Annotated in this window: 13 protein-coding genes; 7 read left to right on the top strand and 6 right to left on the bottom strand. The window is 58.2% G+C overall.

The annotated features are described in order from the left end of the window. Positions 1-271: 271 nt before the first annotated feature. A complete protein-coding gene (locus JSS95_06655; protein ID MBS1799492.1) occupies positions 272-835 on the top strand; it encodes a hypothetical protein in 564 nt (187 codons plus the stop codon). Positions 836-890: 55 nt separating this feature from the next. On the opposite strand, the gene JSS95_06650 is transcribed toward JSS95_06655, so the two are convergent. Further along, positions 891-1,439, bottom strand: coding sequence for a hypothetical protein (locus tag JSS95_06650; protein MBS1799491.1), 549 nt, complete (start codon positions 1,437-1,439; stop codon positions 891-893). A gap of 44 nt (positions 1,440-1,483) precedes the next feature. Between JSS95_06650 and JSS95_06645 the strand changes: the two genes are divergently transcribed. After that, a complete protein-coding gene (locus JSS95_06645) occupies positions 1,484-1,936 on the top strand; it encodes a phage tail protein (protein ID MBS1799490.1) in 453 nt (150 codons plus the stop codon). A 261-nt stretch (positions 1,937-2,197) separates the two neighbouring features. Here JSS95_06645 and JSS95_06640 read toward each other — a convergent pair whose 3' ends face one another. The 4 genes from JSS95_06640 to JSS95_06625 all read right to left on the bottom strand — a co-directional run bounded on the left by JSS95_06640 (position 2,198) and on the right by JSS95_06625 (position 9,825). Beyond that, positions 2,198-3,058 carry a hypothetical protein gene (locus tag JSS95_06640; protein MBS1799489.1) on the bottom strand — a complete coding sequence of 287 codons (861 nt, stop codon included), beginning with the start codon at positions 3,056-3,058 and terminating at the stop codon, positions 2,198-2,200. 47 nt (positions 3,059-3,105) lie between these two features. After that, complete coding sequence (locus tag JSS95_06635) at positions 3,106-4,593, bottom strand: insulinase family protein (protein MBS1799488.1); 1,488 nt, start codon at positions 4,591-4,593, stop codon at positions 3,106-3,108. A gap of 8 nt (positions 4,594-4,601) precedes the next feature. Continuing rightward, the gene (locus JSS95_06630; protein ID MBS1799487.1) at positions 4,602-6,134 is read right to left on the bottom strand and encodes an insulinase family protein; all 1,533 of its coding nucleotides are present in this window, start codon (positions 6,132-6,134) and stop codon (positions 4,602-4,604) included. A 163-nt stretch (positions 6,135-6,297) separates the two neighbouring features. Continuing rightward, a complete protein-coding gene (locus JSS95_06625) occupies positions 6,298-9,825 on the bottom strand; it encodes a TonB-dependent receptor (protein MBS1799486.1) in 3,528 nt (1,175 codons plus the stop codon). Between the two features lie 464 nt (positions 9,826-10,289). Here JSS95_06625 and JSS95_06620 point away from each other — a divergent pair, with 464 nt between their 5' ends. Together JSS95_06620 and JSS95_06615 are read left to right on the top strand one after the other, a co-directional pair. Further along, positions 10,290-11,462 (top strand): ROK family transcriptional regulator, encoded by a 1,173-nt coding sequence (locus JSS95_06620; GenBank protein ID MBS1799485.1) that lies wholly within the window; start codon positions 10,290-10,292, stop codon positions 11,460-11,462. 138 nt (positions 11,463-11,600) lie between these two features. Continuing rightward, positions 11,601-12,731 carry a glycoside hydrolase family 88 protein gene (locus JSS95_06615; GenBank protein MBS1799484.1) on the top strand — a complete coding sequence of 377 codons (1,131 nt, stop codon included), beginning with the start codon at positions 11,601-11,603 and terminating at the stop codon, positions 12,729-12,731. Between the two features lie 63 nt (positions 12,732-12,794). Here the strand turns inward: JSS95_06615 and JSS95_06610 are convergent, their stop codons facing one another. Further along, positions 12,795-14,009 (bottom strand): alginate lyase family protein, encoded by a 1,215-nt coding sequence (locus tag JSS95_06610; protein MBS1799483.1) that lies wholly within the window; start codon positions 14,007-14,009, stop codon positions 12,795-12,797. A 158-nt stretch (positions 14,010-14,167) separates the two neighbouring features. On the opposite strand from JSS95_06610, the gene JSS95_06605 reads away from it, so the two are divergent. The 3 genes from JSS95_06605 to JSS95_06595 all read left to right on the top strand — a co-directional run bounded on the left by JSS95_06605 (position 14,168) and on the right by JSS95_06595 (position 20,083). Beyond that, positions 14,168-16,657 carry an enoyl-CoA hydratase/isomerase family protein gene (locus JSS95_06605; protein MBS1799482.1) on the top strand — a complete coding sequence of 830 codons (2,490 nt, stop codon included), beginning with the start codon at positions 14,168-14,170 and terminating at the stop codon, positions 16,655-16,657. 16 nt (positions 16,658-16,673) lie between these two features. Next, on the top strand, positions 16,674-17,855 hold the full coding sequence (locus tag JSS95_06600; protein ID MBS1799481.1) for an acetyl-CoA C-acyltransferase: 1,182 nt from the start codon (positions 16,674-16,676) through the stop codon (positions 17,853-17,855). Positions 17,856-18,271: 416 nt separating this feature from the next. Next, complete coding sequence (locus tag JSS95_06595) at positions 18,272-20,083, top strand: acyl-CoA dehydrogenase family protein (GenBank protein ID MBS1799480.1); 1,812 nt, start codon at positions 18,272-18,274, stop codon at positions 20,081-20,083. Positions 20,084-20,098: the final 15 nt, after the last annotated feature.

Below are 20,098 nucleotides of genomic sequence, written 5' to 3'. Positions count from 1 at the left end.
TACCAGGCAGGCTCCCAAGGCCCCTATTTAAAGTCTAGCAACATTCCAAGAGAAACCGGCAAATGCAAGATGCTGTAAATAAACCGTTTATACGATTTGTGGCTTGACAAGGATTTTCCAGGGAAATTCCGAACCTTCCGATGCAAGTTACAGATTTTTCAGGTCTGTTCATGGGGAAAATCCTGGGTGGTGGCCCTTTTGGGGAATGGGAGAAAACCGGATCGCCGAGTAGGCTTGGCGGCAGAGAACTCCAAAGGCGCAGGTGATAGCGATGACAAGAGAGACATTTCTGGCTGGTATATGGATGCTGAGTAGCGTAGGAGTTGTGAGCGCCACAAGCGTGCCAACAGCGACGGCCGATTGGAATGCGTTCCTTCCCGCAGTACAGCGTGTGGTTCACCATACGTTCCCGAAGGAGTCGGCAAATGCACACTACGCGCCGGCGGTCGTGCTGACTGCCGACCTGAGCGGGACGGGAGGATCGGAGGCCCTCATCAACCTGGGCTCCGGCGGCTACACAGACGATGTGACCGTGATGCAGCTTCAGGGAGCAAACCCGGTGGCGGCGAAGTTTCGCGGACACGACGATAAGGTGGGGCCGATGGTCTTTACCTCGGGAAACGCGGAGGATAAAGGTGGCGAGGTCCGGTTGATTGCGAAGGACCATGCCATATTCTCCGGCTACTGGGAGATGAATGGACCGAAGCTGAAGGAGTGTCGCGGCGAGGTATTCCAGTGGGACGATGTGGCGAAGAACTTCGGATATGCCAAGAAGATGAGCAAGGAGATGGGCAAGGAGTATTGCTCGGCGGTGATGGCGAAGATCAGGAAGTAGATCGTTGAGACGACAAAGCAAAATGCTGGAGTTCGTCGACTGGTCTGCGACTCGCTCAAAATGACACCTTTATTTTTGATTTTTGGCGTGGCAGCTTCAAGGTAGGCTTCGGAGCAGGTTTGAAGAGGGTTAAATAGCGAAGGGGCGACCTGACCTTGCGGTCGATCGCCCCTGGCTTTTCCGATTCTCGAAGATCCGGTTCGGACCCCGGATCGCAGTCTCCTGAAACCTCGGACTCCTTCAGTGCTGCGGGTTGCCCCGCGCTTTCTGTCGTTGCCCGCTGCTCATTCCTCTGCAAGAGCTTGTCTGGTTCCATCCACGCCATCCAGTTTCCTGAGCGCCGTGTGAGTCTCGTTTCCGATTCTCCTGATGACTCCTTTTTTTCTCTCTCCTTCTGGAGGATTGCTCCCCCGGTGAAATGAACTCTACTCCTGTTTCCTGCGGAAGCAAGAGCGAAAAACGGTGTTTTTGTGTGGAAATAAACGGTGTTTTGTGGGAATGAGAGAGATGTGTTGGAGCGCATGAGTTTACGAGTAACGATGCCTGTGGATAGATCGCGAAAGTTGAACCAATCATGATGCAGCGAGGACTGAAGTGATAGCATCGCAGAAATTCCGGGTTCCTGGTTGCATCGATGAGGTGAGAGAGATGGCGGTGAATAAAGATCCGTTGGAGGACTTCTCGTTTGTTGTGAACTGGGGCGGTACGCGTACGGGGGTGACGCGCGTGAGTCCTTTGAAATGGAGCACGAGTGTGGTGACCCACCGCGATGGCTCGAGCGCTACGAATTCACCGCAAAAGGCGCCGGGGCTTACGGCCTATGAGCCGATCACTCTGGAAAGAGAGATTGTTCAGGGTGACCTGGATTTTCAGTCGTGGGCGAGCCAGGTGGTGTCCGTTGGGGGTGGAGGGAGCGGCTACCGGCGGGATGTCACGATTACACTGCTGGACGGACAGCACAATGTGGTGATTGTGTTTCGGCTGAAGAACTGTTGGCCAAGTGCTTACGAGGCAATCACGGAGCTGAATGCGGACACCTCGCATGTTGCGATCGAGCGGCTCACGCTGGAATACGAGTCATTTGTGCGGAGCGATGCGTAGAGGCACTCCCTTTTTGGAGAAGCAAGATGGTTTGAGCCTCGGCGGAAAGGCAATAGATCAATCGCTTCGTCCTGCGGACTTCGCTCTGGCCTTCGGCAGAGCGGTAAGCTGCTTCGCAGCGCTTTGAGAGAGCCAAGCCTGAAGGCTTGGCGTACCTAGAAGCGGTTCGAGCTTCGCTCGAATCTCCCACTCATGCGATGAAACCGCATGAATGGCATCCAGCGTCATGCTTCGACCTGAGTACAACGTCCTCGATATGCGTCAGTTCGTCGCTGGAGTGACGGGAACAGGTGGGGCTACTTGCACGATCTTCGAGACTGTACAGTTTGAGAACTCCATCGGGATCGAGACCGTGGGGCTGACTGTAAGCGTAATTTTATGCGGGATATTAAATCCTCCCAGGGATTGATAGTCGAGTGAGAGAACGAGATTAATGGTCGAGTTCCCAAACTGATCCGTGGCCTTGAGACCAGTTAAACGACTGCGATCACCCGGTATTGGGTTTGGCGACGGACTGTAGGAGGGCTCCATCACGGCTTTCATTACGGGGCTATCAACATTGTAGCGAATGGGCAGATTATCCTTGTTAGCCTTGAGAACGATGCTGGCATTCCCTTCCACAGATTCTAGTGTCAGCCCATCTGCTTCTTGGGTGATCTTCTTTACTTCTGATGGTTTTTGAAGGGGAAAGGACCCGATCAGAGGCCAATACATTTGGTAGAAGCCATTGATCATTTGTTTGATGGCGCTCTCCATTTGTTCCTTCGCGTTGAAAGTTCCAGAGCCCCAGTCGAAGGTCAGTTCGGGAACTTTGTCACGCGCTGCTTTGGAATGGACTCTAACGTCGTTGAGAACCTTCAGGCGAGCCTGAGCTTCATCTGTCTTGACACCGGTCGGAACTCCAGACCAATCGACAGAGACGGTACATTCCAAAGCGCTGAGGTCATCCGGATGGTAGTAGCTTTCTCTAATTGAGTTGATTAGCTTCTCGGTGTCGATCGGCAAAGATCCCGAAGGTAGTTGTATCTTTTCTTGCACTGGGCTTTGTGCACCAGACGGTTGTACCACCAAGCTTCCAATAACGTAGGAGACAACAACAGCGACAGAGCGGATCGTATTCAAGGAAAGCTCACCTATATCGAATATTTGTATGACATGGCATTGATCTGCTACTGGCCGGGTTTGCCGGGTGGTGGTGGGATGGTGATGTCGAGGTCGGTGACTTTGCCTAGTTCGGAGAGCGGGGGCTTGATCTCAGGTTGGTTGCCTACTACGACGATGCCTAGTTTGGACTGGTCGACGTATTTGTTCGCCACGCGGGAGACGTCGGCGGCGGTGACCTTTTCGATGCCGGTCTTGTACTTCTCGAGGAAGTCTGATGGGTAGCCGTAGAAGGCGAGCGTGACCTGCTCGTTGAGGATCTTGTCGGGTGAGTCGTAGTGGAAGATGAAGGAGTTCAGGAGCTGGTCTTTGGCTTTGGCCAACTCGGTTGGCGATGGCGGGACGGTCTTGAGGCGGTTGACTTCGTCGAGCATCGCCTTGGTGGCTGCAACGGTGGAGGCACTCTTGGTCCCGGCGATGACGTAGAAGATGCCGGGGTGGTCGTAGGAGGCTCCGAAGCTGCCATCGACGGAGTAGGCGAGGCCGAGCTTGGTGCGGACGTTCTGCACGACGCGCGAACCGAAGCCGCCGGAGAAGACCTCGTTCATGACGGAGAGCGCGTAGTAGTCAGGATTGGAACGCTCGGTGCCGAGGCCGACGATGAGTACGTTGGACTGGTTGACGTCGTCCTTGTTGGCGAAGCGGATGCCGGGCGTGGGGTCGGTGAAGGTGAACTTTTCAGGCGCGATGGTCTGGCCCTTCCGCATGGGCTCGAAGGCAGCGCGGAGCTTCTGCTCCATCTCGGCGGAGTCGAAGTCTCCGGAGACGGCGACGATCATGCCGTTGGGGACAACGGTCTTGTCGTGCCAGGCCTTGAGATCGTCGAGGGTGACGGCGGCGACGGTGGCGTACTCGGGCTGGCGCGCGAATGGGCTGGTGGGGCCGTAGACGAGCTTGACGGCTTCGCGGATGGCGATGCCCGAGGCGTCGTCGTTGCGGCGGGAGATGCCGGTGTCGATCTGGCGCTTGCTCAGGGCGAGCTTGTCGGCCTTGAAGGCGGGGTGGAGGAGGAGATCGATGGCCGAGGCGAAGACGGAGTCGAAATCCTGCTTGAAGCTGGACCAGCGGAGGGAGGTGTTGGCGGAGCCTCCGGAGGTTTCGACGCGCGCGGCCTTGAGTTCAAGCTGATCGTCGAGCTTGTCGCCGCTGATCGTCGTGGTGCCGCTGGTGCGCCACGTCTGGCCGTACATAGAGACGAGGCCGACCTTGTTAGCGGGCTCGTCGCGGCTGCCACCGCGGATGAGGATGGAGCCGTTGATGAAGGGAAGCTCGTGGTCTTCCTGGAGGAAGATGACGAGACCGTTCGCAAGCTCGATGCGCTTAGGCTGCTCAGGCTTAAAGGCGTGGAGTGGCGGGATGGGTATCTTCTTCCACGGCTGTGCCGGGGCGGCGGGCTTTGGTGGTGCCGCGACAGGAGCAGCCTGCGCGAGCGAAACGGATGGCGTGAAGATTGCCGCGATGAGTGCAGCGGAGAAGGCTAGCCGATAACGATTCATGAATGTCTTCACTGCGCGCCTCCCTGGCTGGCTTGTGCGGGTTTTTGTGGCGCGACGAACTCGATGCGTGCGCTGGTGCGGTTTGAGTCGACGAAGATCTTGTTGGCGACGCGGCGGATGTCTTCTTTCTTGACGGCGTTGATCTTGTCGAGGTCGCGGAAGAGCTGTCGCCAGTCGCCGTAGCGGGTCTGGTACTCGGCGAGTTGGTGGGCGAGGCCGTCGTTGTCGGCCAGGCCGCGGAGGAGGTCGGCGCGGGCGCGGGTCTTGAAGCGCTCGAGCTCTTCATCGGAGACGTCGGAGGTCTTGAGGCGGTCGAGCTCTTTGTGGATGCTGTCGCGGATCTCGTCGGGTGTGTGGCCGGGGAGGGGGACAGCGTAGAAGGCGAAGAGGCCGGGGAACTTGTAACCTGGGAAGCCGGAGAAGCCTTCGGCCGCGGCGGCGATCCTCTGGTCGCGGACGAGCGATCGGTAGAGGCGCGCGGTGCGTCCGTTGGAGAAGATGTCGGTGATGGCGTCGTAGACGGAGTCGTCGGGGTCGCGGTAGTCGGGGCGGTGGTAGCCCTCGATATAGAAGGGCTGCGTGGCCTCTTTAATGACGACGGATTTTTCGGCGAACTGCGGCGGTTCGACGGTGGTCATCGGCGTGGGCTTGGGGCCGGGCGGGATCTTCGAGAAGTAGCGCTCGAGGACGGGCATGGTCTCGGAGGCCTTGAGGTCGCCGACGACGGCGATGACGATGTTCGACGGCGTGTAGTACTTCTTGTGAAAGGCCTCGGCCTCGGTGGCGGAGACCTGCGAGATCTCACTCTCCCAGCCAACTCCGGAGCGGCCATAGGGGTGTGCGACGTAGGCGGTGGCGAGGAACTGCTCGACCATGCGGCCCACGGGGGAGGAGTCGATGCGCATGCGGCGCTCCTCCTGGACGACGTCGCGCTCCTTGTAGAACTCGCGCTGGACGGGCTGAGCGATCCGCTGGCTTTCGAGGTAGGCCCACAGCTCGAGGCGGTTGGACGGCATCGACCAGAAGTACTGCGTCGAGTCCTCACTGGTGGAGGCGTTGATGCCGACGGCGCCGTTCTGCTCGGCGATCTCGGAGAACTGGTTGGGGATGACATACTTCTGTGCGGCATCCTGCGCGTCGTCGAAGGCTTTCTTCAGGGACTCGAGCTTTTTAGGGTCCTGGCCGACGCGCTTGCGGTATTCGTCATCGTAGGCGGCGTAGGCGGTTTCGACTTTGGAGAGTGCGAGTTTTTCGGCGGGGTAGTTGGTGGTGCCGATCTGCTCGGAGCCCTTGAAGGCCATGTGCTCGAACATGTGTGCGAGGCCGCTGGCACCCTGGGGGTCGTTGGCTGAGCCGGCGTCGACGAGGGTGTAGAAGCTGAAGACGGGGGCCTCGGGCCGCTCGCAGACGATGAGTGTCAGCCCGTTGGGAAGGACCTTGACGTGGGTCCGCTTCTCGAAGCTCGCGAGGTCCTGCGCGCGAGCGGCGCACAGGGCAAGACCGAGGGTGATGGTTGCTGCTAGCACACGTCGAGCGCGCACGGAACTACCTCCAAAAGAACAACTACCGGAAGACTTACTATACCGGAGCCGGTCGCCGGTTTTCCTTTTCGACGCAGGCAAGGGGAAGCGTTCTGTCACTTAAAAAGAAACTCCCGGAGGATCGAGGTTCGATACTCCGGGAGAAGGATGGTTGTTGCGTTCGTTAGAAGAGGATTCGTCCGCCGACCTGGATGATGCGCTGACCGCCACCGCTGCCATTGATCTGGCCATAGGTCGTGCTGTTCATCGCAGCCGACGGAGTGCCCAGATTGACGAGGTTGAAGACGTTGGAGACCTCGCCGCGGAGCTGGAATTTCAGCGACTCATGAAGATTGAACGAACGGAAGAGTGATGCGTCTACATTGCGATACCCAGGGACATCAAGCTGCATAGGACGCGTGTTGCCGAGCATTCCCAGAGGGCCGACACCGGGGCAGCCTGCATCGACTCCAGGACGGCAATAGACCGAGGTGTCGAACCATTTTGCCATCTCCACAACCCGCGAGCTATTGGGAAGGGTGCTGGGAGTCTTTCCGGGAATGATGCTCGGACGGTTATTTCCAAGACCGGAGAAGTAGTTGTCTACGCCTGTGGTCACAGTAAAGGGTTGTCCGCTGTTTGCGGTCCAGATTCCGGTCACGGTCCAGCCGTTGAACGCTGTTTTGACGAAACGGTTGTACTTGTCGAAGTAGTCTGGTTTCCAGACGAACGACATTGTCATCATGTGGCGCCGGTCCTGATCGGAGCGCTGGCGATACTCAAGCTGTGGGTAGTTGGCATCGACGAAGGTTCCGTTGAGTCCGCCTGTGGAATCAAGATTGTTGCTCTGCAACGTTTTGCTCCAACTGTAGTAGCCGCGCGCGCTGATGTGGTGCGTGATGCGCTGTTCGATGGTGACCTGAAGTCCGTTGTAGTTGGAGTTCTGGTTAGAACGAATGATGAACACATTGCTGTAGATTGGGCTGGCTGCCGAAGCACCGAACTGCGAGTTGAGCGGCCGGCGATTGTTGACCGTGGCGCTGGTGTTGGCATAAGCGCATGGCTTGGTGAGGTCGGTGCAGCTTGCACCGCTGGTGTTGTTGGCGGTGATATTGAACTGCGGCCCGTTGATATCGTTGTAAATCGGGTTCTTTCGATTGAGCGAACCGACATAGTAGATGCTGAAGGCCAGACTGTTGGTCAACTGCTGCTGAACGCCGAAATTGAGCTGGATGGAGTACGGCCAGCGATAGTTGGGATCGAAGGCCACGATCTGGTTGATCGGCAGGAAGGTAGCGCTGTTGGATCCGCGCGAAAAGCTCAAGCCCGGATACGGATTGGTCCCGGTCGGAAACTCGGTTGGGTCGCCGGTGTAGGGATGTGTGAGGGAGACAACCTTGCTGTAACTGTTGCGTACGGCATAAGGCGCAAAGTTCGAGGGGAACTCCCACTGGTTACCTGAGATGCCACCGAAGAAGAGACCGGCTGCGCCGTGGATCACGGTCCTGCCGCTTCCGAAGGGATCATAGGCAAACCCAAGACGTGGCGAGACGTGGTTCATGGGAGTGAAGACGCCGCCCTTGGGCACACCAGGGTCGCCGGGGAAGAGCAGTCCGACGGGAGCGAGTTGCGGGCCGGTCTTGCCAATGATGGTCACATTCTGGAACGCATGCGACTGCGCGCCCGGTGTGAAGTTGGTCTGCATCCGCTGCGGGTCGGTAGGGGCCTGCTGCCAGTCGTAACGGACTCCGAGGTTGAGGGTCAGGTTGGGGAGGATGCGCCAGTCGTCCTGGGCGAAGACGCTGTAGTTGAAGTAATTGGCGTTGGCGTAGAGGCCAGTGTCCTGTCCCATGGTGTTCGGAATGCCCGCAATGAAGTCTGACAGCGCATTGGTCGTACGTGCAGACGCGTTTCCAGCATTGGCACTGGAAAAGTTGAAGGTGCCGTAGTTGTTCAGAGAGGTGAGCTGGAAGTCTTTTTCGAGGCCTGCTTCGCCACCGAAGTAGAGAGTATGCTTGCCACGCGTCGTACTGAGCACGTCGCGGATGCCATAGACATTGGCGCCTGCTTTGGGTCCGGTGATGGCCTGACCGAGGCGGAAACCTTCAACGCCGGTAACGTTGATATCGGGAAGCGAAGGTGTTCCGACAACTCCAAAATCAGAGCCGAAATCGGCGAGGGTCTGCTTAGTAGGATCGCCCGACACAGGAATGCGCCCGCCATTCTGCCGCGTGTAGTTGACCCAGAACTGATTGACCGTGCGTGGACTGATGGTCCAGACGTCGCTGATGTTGGCATTCTGCTGCTTGTTGGCGTAGTTCGAGTAGGACCAGAGCTGCGTCAACATCGGGCTCTGCGGATTGATGCGAACTTTGTAGTTAAGCAGGAAGTAGCTAAGTGTCAGACGGTGCGACGAAGTGAGCTGATGATCTGTTTTGATCAGATATTCTTCATTCTGCTCGGGGATGGCTCCACGGGTGCGATAGGTGTATCGCGTATCGCCGGTCCGCGCGGGTTGCTGCGCAGGAAGAACTTTTTTCAGATAAGTCAGGATGTTGACTGCGGTGGGATCTACCGAAGGCAACTTATTGCCAGCATAAGGCGTGCGTGTGACGGGATTGCAGACGAGAAAGTGAACCGCAGTGTTTGCCGCTGCCGTGGGAGCCGTGGTGCAGTTCGGCTGCTCCGCAGTGGTCGGCATGTTCTCTGAAAAGTCTCCGCGCATCTGCGCATCGCTGGGCAGGCTACCGCTGTAGTCGCTGTACTGAATGAAGCGATATCCGCCGAAACTTCCGAAGAAAAAGTCCTTGTCGTGACGGATCGGTCCACCGATCGTAGCTCCGAAACGATGCTGGTTGTAAGGATTTTTCGTAGCATTGGCACCGGAGTTGTGAGCAATGGCGTTGAAGTTACGATCACGGAAGAACTCGAAGGCCGAACCGTGGAAGCTGTTGGTTCCGCTCTTGGAGACGATACTGACAACCGCGGAGGAGTAGCGGCCGAGTTGTGCGCTGTAGTTATTGGTGACGACATTGAACTGGCTGATGGCGTCAGGATTGGGAACCTGATTGCCGGAGTTGCGGAGGCCAGTCATGTTGAGGCCGCCGTCGAGGTAGTAGGAGACCTGTCCGACAAAGCCATCGGTTGAGCCGTTGGCCAGAACCTTGATCTCCTGGTAGCCAAGGCTATTGATGGTGTCGACCTTCTGTATGCCGGGTACAAGTTGCAGAAGGCGATCGACGTTGCGGTTGACCAGGGGGAGATTATCGATTTCAACGTTGGAGACTGTCTGTCCAAGGGCGGAGTTGCCAGTATTGACGAGCGGGACATCGGCTGTTACGTCGATCGTCTGCTCGGCCCCGCCAATTTCAAGGGAAAGGTCGAGCGAGGCATTCTGCATCACGGAGAGCACGACGCCGGTGCGCTGGAGCGACTTGAATCCGGGTGCTGACACCGAGACCCTGTATGGACCTATGGGCAGGAATTCTTCACGGTAAGAGCCGTCGGCTTTTGTCGTGGAGACACGAGTGAAGTTGGTGTCGGTCTGGGTGAGGGTGACAGTGGCGCCGGGCACAACGGCCCCGGTGGAGTCGGTGATGACGCCGAACATCGTGGCCGTGCTGAGCTGTGCCCGCGCGGCAATGCCAGGAAATACGAATATGGCTATTGCAAGCAATCGGGCCAGAGTAAGGGATAGGGAAGAAATGCGCATCGTCTCTACTGCCTCCAGAGGAATAAATGTTCTAAATCAAACGTTTGTCTATGGACTATTCGTAAAGATTTAAAAAGTTTGGAAACGGAGTGAAAGATAGTCCGCTGATAAAACAATTGTCAATCCCCGAGGAAGGGTTATCTCGAAACAACCCTTTTGTGGGCTGCGCCGGCGAGGCAGATTTTGCTCAATTTGAGCGAGTGGCTGGTGGCTAACGGAGTGCAATTAGCTAATTGTTAGAGCAACATACGCAGTCGACCGGTCTAGCGAATGAGAAATTGAGGTTGTCGTCAATCTATGAATTTGTTTTGACAAAGATAGTTCATAGAGCGTACAAAACGCCTTTGAATGTAAGCGGGTAACTCAGTCGCTTATCGGACGGCGCACTGGATTGAGATGCGGGCGATAGTGTAAAAAGTTCCAACAACAGTAGTTCCTTGTCCGAGACCCGTAAGAAAGTTAGAATGCCAACTCCTCCCACACATGCTTTTACCTTTACGCGAAAGCTCAGCGCGTCGAACAAGACTCCGCGGCAGATCAACCGGAACCTTGTCTTCAATCTAATCCGGACGCGCCAGCCAATCTCGCGCGCCGACTTGGCCCGTATTTCGGGTTTGCAGCGCAGCACGATTTCGCTGATCGTCGAGGACCTGATCAAGGAACGATGGGTACTGGACGGATCGACGGGAAGATTGCCGCGCGGAAGGCACCCGACTTTTCTGGAGTTGAATCAGCAACGCGCTGTTATTGCTCTGGATATTCATCCGTCTCAAACGACCGTCGCAGTTACAGACCTGGGCGGCAAAATTGTGGCGCAGAACGTTGTTGCGCTTCCGATTGATCCGAAGAAAGCGATTGCCTCGATCGTTGCCGCGATCCACAAGCTGATCGCGAACCATTCGGACAAGTCGTTCGATGGGGTTGGAATCAGCCTGCCTGGACGCGCCGATCCGCAACTGGAAAAGCCGATCTTCGCGCCAAACCTGAATTGGCCGGTGCAGAGCATTAAGTCTAAGATTCATCGTTCGACCGGGCTACGCGTGGAGATGGATAACGTGGCCAATGCCTGTGCGCTCTCGGAGGTGTGGTTTGGGGACAGCGACGGCTTGCAGGACCTTGTGGTGGTTAACGTCTCCGAAGGTATCGGTACAGGTATTTTTTCGAACGGGCGCCTGCTCCGCGGTTCCAATGGCATGGCGGGCGAGTTCGGCCATATCGAGATGGAGCGAGACGGGCTTCTGTGTGGTTGCGGCGGGCACGGCTGCTGGGAGACGGTCGCTTCAAACAGGGCAGGGCTGCGTTACTACCAGGAGATGAGCGGCAGGCGCGCGCCGGCAAGCTTTGCGGCGCTGGTGAAGCTGGCGCAGGCCGAAGATCCGGATGCGGTGAAGGCGCTCGAGAAGATGTCCGTGTTTCTGGGACGCGGTCTGCGCATGATCGCCTCGGCGCTGGCCCCGAGCGAGATTGTTATCGTCGGCGACATTACGGCTGCCTGGCATGTCTTTGGCCCGAAGATTGAAGCGGAGTTGAAACAGAATGCCTTTTCGAAGGCTCCAAGGTTGCGGCCTTCGTTTGAGGGCAATACCGCGCGACTGCGCAGCGCAGTCGCTCTTGTCATGAACCAGGGTCTTGCCTGAACTGAAAGGAACTATCTAGAAATGAACCCTACTGATCTCAATCTGAAGCCCTTTGTCCGCCATAAACCATGGAGCGGCATCTATCGAACCGGAGTTGCTGGCATGCTTGCTTTAGGGCTGCTTGTTGGATCGGTCACTATGGCCGCAGCGCAGGCTTCCTCCGCGGCGGCGAGTAAGCCTGTGCCTGATTCGAAGGCTTCGGGTGACGCACCGGACGATCCAGGCCCACTGGCGACCGATATTTCGGCGGAGCTGAAGCCAGCGGCAATTCAGCACGTTGTCAAAAAAGTGGCGGCGTGGCAGGTGAAGGTTGCCGAGCCGACGTTCAATCGGCTGTGGACGTATGCTGCCATGTACGACGGTTTGCTTGCAGCCTCGAAGGCAACGGGAGACCCGGCATTTCGCGATGCCGTGCTGAAGTTCTCCGAGCAGGAGAAGTGGGAGCTGCTCGATTACCGCTTTCCGCATGCTGACGATGAGGCGATGGGCAAGGCGTACATGGACCTCTACCTGGGTGATCCGAAGGGAGCGCGCAAACCGGTACGCATGGCGAACACGAAGGAGATTATGGATCGTCTGGTAATCCGTCCGGACGACCCCAAAAAGCTGGTGTGGTGGTGGTGCGATGCGCTTTACATGGCCCCTCCTGTGCTTGCGCGCATGTATGCCGCCACGGGCGACAAAAAGTATCTCGACTATATGGACCACGAGTGGTGGCTTACGTCCGCGACACTTTACAACCAGACGGACCATCTCTACTTCCGCGACGAACGTTATTTGACGCAGAAGCAGGCCAACGGGAAGAACCTATATTGGTCGCGCGGCAACGGGTGGGTCCTGGGCGGTCTGGTGAAGGTATTGGAGATTATGCCGAAGAACTATCCGACCCGTGCGAAGTACGTGGAGCAGTTCAAGCAGATGGCTGAAGAGGTGAAGTCGATCCAGGGGGAGGACGGGTTGTGGCGGTCCGGTCTGCTCGATCCGGGTGCGTATGAACTGCCGGAGGTTTCGGGCTCGGCGTTCTTTACCTATGCCATCGCATACGGCATCAATGAGCACATTCTCGATCGTAAGACGTATCTTCCGGTCGTGGAGAAGTCATGGGCTGGGATGCTGAAGCATGTTTATGCCGACGGACGCCTGGGTTCGATTCAGCCGGTGGATGCGCAGCCAGGAAAGTTCAAGCCTTCGTCGAGCCATGTGTACGGCGTTGGCGGCTTCCTGATGGCGGGATATGAGATGAACCGGCTTGCAGGCGGTAAGAAGTAGTTTAGAACGAATACAAACGCGCCGTGGGAGGCCTCCACGGCGCGTTTGTGTCTTTAATCAGAATCATGATACCCAGAGGATTGGCTGGCGGACAGGGAAGTTGCGAATGACCTCAGGGACCGTTGGATCAGGATTGAGCCTTTTCCAAACGGTGAGATAGCCAGGTTGATCGTAGGCGATACCCGCGAAGAGAAGCGCAGGATTGCGAACGGGGAAGTCATCCCAATGTTCGACGTCGTGCTCGAAGGGCCACTTGCTCTTGTCGTCGATGAACGGAACCATGAATTCCATCATCTTCCTGAGGCTTCGCCCATCGGGTGTGGCGAAGGCCCAGAGATCTTCTTGCGGTGTGGACGCGCTTTGCGCAAGGCAGCAGAGCACGTCCATGTCGAAGAGGGAGTAGCTGTAGGGTTTGGTGCGGGCCAGTTCCAGCGGAAGGCTGCCGTCGGGGGCGATCTGGCTGGGGACCAGTGTGGTGCGGAAGCGGTCGCGGCACCATGCGACGACATCATCGTTGCCGGTGAAGCGGGCAAACTCCGCGGCCTGGAGCACCCAGCAGGTGCCGTGGTTGTTCTTCGCGCCGCGCTCCTCCTGGCCGTTCTTTGAGGTGCGCATCCATTCCAGGTATTCGGCGAACCAGCGCCGGACCTCGCCGCTGGTCTTGAGCGCGCTGGCGTTGCCCAGCAGCGTTGCGGCGCGCGCAACTTCGACCAGATGCAGCGTGTCGATGATGCCGATGCCGCGGCCCTTGTTGACACCGAAGATCGCCTGCGCATGTTCGAGGTTCGGGTTCATCTTCGTGGCGGAGTCGACGAACCACGCGCGAAGGTGATGGTCTGCATGGTCGGAGTACTTCTTCTGGCGCGTAAGCAGCCACGCGGCGGTGAGCGCGGGCACGATGAGACTGAGACGGACCATGGCCTCGCGATGCCCGTTGAAGTTCGCGGGGTTGGACTCGCCGTCGCGGCGGATGTAGGGGCCGCCGGGGTTCTTTGGATCGGGCCACCAGTAGTCGCCCTCGGAGTAGTAGTCGTGCGGGCTGCCAGGGCTGCGTTCGCTGTGCGATGCGGTCACGGTGAGGGGGGCGGCGGAGAGATAGCCGTCCGCCGCCTTCATGATGCGTTCGCGGTCGGTGGAGGCGACGAGCAGGTAGCCTCCCTTTGCGGGAGCGGCCCAAAGACTGCGCGTAAGGAGGCTGGCAACGGCTCCGCCACCCCATGTGCAAAACTCTCTCCGCGAGAGTAATTGTGCGGTGTGGTTCCTGATCTCGGCACTCATATGGTCTGCATGATACGGCTTCAACTGTACAAGGAGGAAAGTTGCAGATAACCGGCAGCTTACGAGTTGGCAATCAGCGGTTCTTGACGTGCTGAATAGTCATTCAGTATTCTTCATCCGCATTGGAAGCTGGTTTGCGACGGGAGCGAGCGGAGAGAATGTCGAACAGCGGGATCACTGGGGCCAAACGTACGATTCGTAAGGTAGCAGTGCTTGGTGCGGGAACGATGGGGTCGCGGATTGCCGCGCATATTGCCAATGCCGGGTTGCCGGTTGTTCTGCTCGACATCGTGCCGCCCGGGCTTGAGGCGGGAGCGTCGAAGCAGCAACGAAGCAGCATCGCGCGGTCGGCGATCGATGGACTGAAGACGGCGAAGCCCGCTGCATTTTATGTAGACGATTCCGCACGCCTGATTACGCCTGGAAACTTCGACGACGACATGGCGCTAACCGCGGACTGCGACTGGATCGTGGAGGCGGTGGCCGAAAATCTTGAGATCAAGCACGCTCTGTATGCGAAGGTCCTGCCGCATCGCCGCGCGGACGCCATCATGACTTCGAACACCAGCGGCCTGCCGATCGCCAGCCTTGCGGAAGCGCTGCCAACCGAAGTGAAGCCGCTGTTCTTCGGAACGCACTTCTTCAATCCGCCGCGGTATATGCGGCTGCTGGAGATTATTCCGCTGGAGGAGACGAACGAAGAAGCTGTCGCAACGATTGCGCACTTCTGCGATCAGCGGCTGGGCAAGGCGATCGTGCGGTCGCGCGACACGCCGAACTTTATCGCGAACAGGGTTGGCACGTTCTCGATGGGTAACGCGATTCGGCTGATGCAGGAGCAGGGGCTGACGATCGAAGAAGTGGACGCCCTAACGGGGTCGGCGCTGGGGTGGCCGAAGACGGGGACGTTCCGGCTGGGCGATCTGGTGGGTGTGGATGTACTGGCGCATGTGGCAAGGAACTTCGAGGCGAAGGCCGCGGCGATTGGCGATGAGCGCACGGATGTGAAGCTGCCGGCGTTCATTGGCACGATGTTAGAGAAGAAGTGGATCGGCGATAAGGTTGGGCAGGGTTTCTATAAGAAGGAAGGCAAGGACACCGAGGGGCGCGATATCCGGCTGGCGCTCGACTGGAAGGCGCTGGAGTACAAGCTGGCGGAACGGCCGAAGTTTCCGGCGCTGGAGATGGCGAAGAATGTGGAGGCGACAGGCGCGCGGGTGGCGCAACTGTTACACGGCGATGTGAAGAGAGACAAGGCGGCGGCGTTCTACTGGCCGCTGCTGACGGAGTTGTTCATGTATGCGGCGCACCGCGTGTCGGATAAGGCGGGTGAGCCGGCGGCGAACATCGTCGAGGTGGATACGGCGATGCGGACGGGCTTCAACTGGGAGCTTGGGCCATTTGAGATCTTCGATGCTGTGGGTGTGAAGGCCACGACGGAGAAGATGCGCGCGGCGGGTGCGCCGATTGCGGCGAATGTTGAGCGGCTGCTGAAGTGGGCCGACGAGCATGGCGAGGAGCCGTCCTGGTACAAGGACGATACTTCGGTCGCGAGCGGGAGAGCTTATTTTGATCCGTTCTCGGCGAGCTATAAGCCGGTGCCTGCGGCTGAGGGTACGGGCTCGCTTGTGATTGTGAAGAAGGCGCGTGGCGTGGTGAAGAAGAATCCGGGCGCGTCAGTCGTTGACCTGGGCGATGGGGTGGCGGCAATTGAGCTGCACTCGAAGATGAATGCGCTGGGGGGTGACATCGTCTCGCTGATCACGCAGACTTTGAAGCCGTCCAGTGAGCAGGTGGCGAACTTCGAGGCGTTTGTTATTACTGGCGACTCCGGCAACTTCTCCGTTGGCGCGAACCTGATGCAGTTACTGCTCTCGGTGCAGGAGGAGGAGTGGGACGAGATCGACCTGATGGTGCGCGCGTTCCAGGGCATGACGCAGGCGATCAAGTTCTGTCCGCGGCCTGTTGTCGTCGCGCCTTATGGAATGTGTCTGGGCGGCGGCGTGGAGATCAGCCTCCATGCTACGGCCCGTCAACCACATGCCGAGCTGTATATGGGGCTGGTGGAGACGGGTGTGGGGTTGATTCCGGGCGGCGGTGGTTGCAAGGAGATGCTGCTGCGGTCGGTGGAGGCGGGCACGAGCATACGCCCTGACGCGCGTGGTGAAGGCATTGAGATCTTCGAGGCAGTGAAGAAGAACTTCGAGACGATTGCGAAGGCCACGGTGTCGACCAGCGCGGCAGAGGCGCGCGGGCTGGGCTTTCTTCGCGCCTCCGACAACATCACGGCGAACCGCGACCGCCTGTTGATCGACGCGAAACTCCGCGCACGCGCGCTTGCCGACGCGGGTTACAGCGCGCCCGCGCCGCGAACGGAGATTTCGGCGCCGGGAGAATCGGTGCTCGCCACGTTGAAGCTCGCCGTGTGGACGATGCGCGAGGGCGGGTACATCTCGGACCACGACGTGAAGGTGGCAAACCATGTGGCGCACGTACTCGCGGGAGGCCGCGTTGCGCCGGGGACTTCGGTGAGCGAGCAATATCTGCTGGACCTCGAGCGCGAGGCGTTCCTCTCGCTGTGTGGCGAGAAGAAGACGCAGGAGCGCATCGCCTTTACGTTGAAGACGGGCAAGCCGCTGAGGAACTAGCGGGAAGGAAACTGTTATGAGAGACGTGGTGATTGCATCGGCGGTTCGGACGGCGGTAGGGAAGGCTCCGCGTGGGATGTTGAAGACGACGCGACCGGATGACCTGGCTGCGACTGCAATCACAGGTGCGCTGGAGCGAATTCCGCAGCTTGATCGTTCTGAGATTGAGGATGTCATTCTTGGCTGCGCGATGCCGGAGGCGGAGCAGGGAATGAATGTCGCGCGCGTAGCCAGCTTTCGCGCAGGCCTGCCGGTGACGGCTTCGGCGATGACGATCAATCGGTATTGTGCTTCGGGGTTGCAGTCGATTGCGCTGGCGGCGGAGAGAATTCGCGGCGGTGGTGCTGATGTGATTGTTGCGGGCGGTACGGAGAGCATGTCGTATGTGCCGTTCGGCGGGAACAAGGTCTCGGTGAATCCGTGGCTGGTGGAGAACTACCCGGGGTCGTACATGTCGATGGGGCTTACGGCGGAACGGGTGGCGAAGCACTACGGGATTGCGCGCGAGGCGATGGATGAGTTTTCGTACCAGAGCCATCAGAAGGCGCTAGCGGCGATCAAGGCTGGCAGGTTTGACGATGAGATCGTGCCCGTGACGGTGACCACGAACGCTGCCGATGGAAAGGGAAGGCTGAAGCCGGTGGAGACGGTTTTCAAGGTGGATGAGGGGCCGCGGGCGGATACTTCGTTGGAGGCGCTGGCCAAGCTGAAGCCGGTGTTTCATGCGAAGGGAACAGTGACGGCGGGGAACTCGTCGCAGACCTCGGATGGCGCGGCGGCTGCGGTGGTGATGTCGGCGGAGCGCGCGGCGCAGCTTGGGGTGAAGCCGATGGCCAGGTTCATTGCGTTCGCCTATGCGGGGTGCGATCCGGAGGAGATGGGCATCGGTCCTATCCATGCGATTCCGAAGGCGCTGAAGCTCGCAGGGCTCACGCTCGATCAGATTGATGTGATCGAGCTGAACGAGGCCTTTGCGGCGCAGTCGCTGGCGGTGGTGAAGGTGCTGGGGATCGATCCGGCGAAGCTGAATGTGAACGGCGGCGCGATCGCTTTGGGGCATCCGCTGGGATGCACGGGGGCGAAGCTAACGGCGACGCTGATGCGCGAGATGTCTCGGCGGAAGGCGAAGTACGGCATGGTGACGATGTGTGTGGGCGGTGGGATGGGGGCTGCTGGGATATTTGAGGCTGTGGATTGAACGATGAATCTGCTAACAGGTCGCGGGAGTGCAATATACGGACTGGTTCTCGGTTTTGTTCTAGCCGAAAGCCTGATGATGACCGGGTGGCATCTCTTCCTTTCTGTACTCAGATTGCTGGCTCCCGGTCCGATGCAAGCCATCTCCGTGGAAACCGTGTTTTTCACTCTTTCATCTGTGGGACTTGTGATTGGAGTACTCAAACATTCGTCTCATCAAAGAAGCTTTGTCGTCATCACTATTCTGAGCTCACTTTTTCTCCCATGCGGTTACGTTTATGACCATATGCCGATCTGGAGCCGGTCCGACACATTCCGATGGACTGGAATAGACATTTTCTTCGTTTTTCCAGGATTTATGTCAGCCGTCATCGCGATATTCAAACTCATCCAACTGCGCCACATTGAGGTAACGCCATGTCCACAATGACTGCTCCCACTGCTACCGACAAGAAGATCATCCCTGGCGGAAGTTTTCTTATTTCGAACGCGGCTCCTGCGGACTGCTTCTTTCCTGAAGATTTTACGGAGGAGCAGCGCCAGATCGCGCAGACGACGAGCGAGTTTGCGCTGAATGAGATTGTGCCGGTCTCGGATGCGATTGAGGCGAAGGACTACGCCGTTACTCGCAAGCTGATCAAACAGGCCAGCGACCTTGGCCTGACTTCGGTCGATATTCCCGAGGAGTATGGCGGCCTGGAGATGGATAAGGTGACGTCGGCCATCATCGCGGACAACATCGCGAAGCAGGGCAGCTTTTCTGTCTCATTCTCAGCGCATGTAGGAATTGGAACGCTGCCGATTGTCTGGTATGGCACTGAGGAGCAGAAGAAGAAGTATCTGCCCAAACTGGCTAGTGGTGAGTTCATTGGCGCTTATGCACTCTCGGAGTCGACGTCGGGTTCAGATGCCCTCAATGCGCGTGCGCGTGCAGTTCTATCAGACGATGGACAAACGTATACGCTGAACGGCGAGAAGATGTGGATCACGAATGCGGGCTTTGCCGACGTCTTTACCATCTTTGCCAAGTGCGAGGTGAAGGACGGACAGGATGTTGGCAAAGAGCGGTTGACTGCGTTTCTTGTGGAGCGTGGCACGCCTGGTTTCACCGTGGGCAAGGAGGAGCATAAGCTGGGGATTCGCGGCAGCTCGACCTGTCCGCTGATTCTGGCGGACTGCAAGATTCCGGCGTCGAATCTGCTGGGCGAGGTGGGCAAGGGGCATCACATCGCGTTCAACATTCTGAATGTCGGGCGGTACAAGCTGGGCAATGCCGCCGTGGGCGCGGCGCGGGTGTGTCTGGGGCGTGGCATTCAGTATGCGAAGGAGAGAAAGGCCTTTGGTAAGACGATCTCGGAGTTCGGGTTGATTCAGGAGAAGATTGCTGACTGCGCGATGGGCGTGTTTGTGGGCGAGGCCCTGAGCTATCGCACGGTTGGGTTGATTGATGCCGCGCTGGCAACAGTGGATAAGCACGACACCAGCGCAATCCAGAAGGCGATTGAAGAGTATGCGGTTGAGTGCTCGATCGTAAAGGTGTGGGCTTCGGAGATGCTCGACCTCGTTGTGGACGACGTGCTGCAGATCTATGCAGGCTATGGCTATGTCGAAGAGTATTCTGCGGAGCGTGCCTATCGCGATTCGCGCATCAATCGCATCTTTGAGGGGACCAACGAGATCAATCGTCTGATCATCACCGGATGGCTGATGAAGTCGGCTATCAGTGGGAAGCTCGCTCTGATGTCGGCGATCAAGCAACTGATGGATGAAGTGATGGCCGGACCCGTCGCGAAAGAAGACCGCGAGGGGGTGCTCGCGGAGGAGTACGCTCTGCTTGCGAGCGCGAAGAAGCTCAGCCTGTTCGCCGCAGGGTCGGCAACCCAGAAGTATATGCAGCAGCTTGCCGAGCAGGAGGAGGTGATGGCGGCCATTGCCGATATGATCATCGAGGTGTTCGCGATGGAGTCAGCGATTCTTCGTGCGGAGAAAATGTCCACGAAGGGCACATCGGCCATTGCTGTAGCGATGGCGCGCATTTATGCGTCTGTAGCGATGGAGAAGATAGAGCTTTCGGCGCGCCGGATTATTGCAGCGGTTGCTGAGGGAGATATGCTGCGAACCCAGCTGGCCATTCTGCGCAGGCTTGCAAAGCACGATCCAGCGGATACGATCGCTCTGCGAAGGCAGGTCGCACAGCATGTGATCGGTGCAGGAAAGTATTCGCTGTAACGGCCATTATCGCTT

It is taken from the genome of Acidobacteriota bacterium, assembly GCA_018268895.1.
In the GTDB taxonomy this organism is placed as follows: Bacteria; Acidobacteriota; Terriglobia; order Terriglobales; family Acidobacteriaceae; genus Edaphobacter.
This window is presented reverse-complemented; position numbering and strand designations above follow the sequence as displayed.

Excerpts from the sequence above, each read along its gene's own strand:
- JSS95_06655 (MBS1799492.1), top strand. The coding sequence starts at position 272 with ATGACAAGAGAGACATTTCTGGCTGGTATATGGATGCTGAGTAGCGTA.
- JSS95_06650 (MBS1799491.1), bottom strand. The coding sequence starts at position 1,439 with ATGCTATCACTTCAGTCCTCGCTGCATCATGATTGGTTCAACTTTCGC.
- JSS95_06645 (MBS1799490.1), top strand. The coding sequence starts at position 1,484 with ATGGCGGTGAATAAAGATCCGTTGGAGGACTTCTCGTTTGTTGTGAAC.
- JSS95_06635 (MBS1799488.1), bottom strand. The coding sequence starts at position 4,593 with ATGAATCGTTATCGGCTAGCCTTCTCCGCTGCACTCATCGCGGCAATC.
- JSS95_06625 (MBS1799486.1), bottom strand. The coding sequence starts at position 9,825 with ATGCGCATTTCTTCCCTATCCCTTACTCTGGCCCGATTGCTTGCAATA.
- JSS95_06620 (MBS1799485.1), top strand. The coding sequence starts at position 10,290 with ATGCCAACTCCTCCCACACATGCTTTTACCTTTACGCGAAAGCTCAGC.
- JSS95_06615 (MBS1799484.1), top strand. The coding sequence starts at position 11,601 with ATGGCCGCAGCGCAGGCTTCCTCCGCGGCGGCGAGTAAGCCTGTGCCT.
- JSS95_06610 (MBS1799483.1), bottom strand. The coding sequence starts at position 14,009 with ATGAGTGCCGAGATCAGGAACCACACCGCACAATTACTCTCGCGGAGA.
- JSS95_06605 (MBS1799482.1), top strand. The coding sequence starts at position 14,168 with ATGTCGAACAGCGGGATCACTGGGGCCAAACGTACGATTCGTAAGGTA.
- JSS95_06600 (MBS1799481.1), top strand. The coding sequence starts at position 16,674 with ATGAGAGACGTGGTGATTGCATCGGCGGTTCGGACGGCGGTAGGGAAG.
- JSS95_06595 (MBS1799480.1), top strand. The coding sequence starts at position 18,272 with ATGTCCACAATGACTGCTCCCACTGCTACCGACAAGAAGATCATCCCT.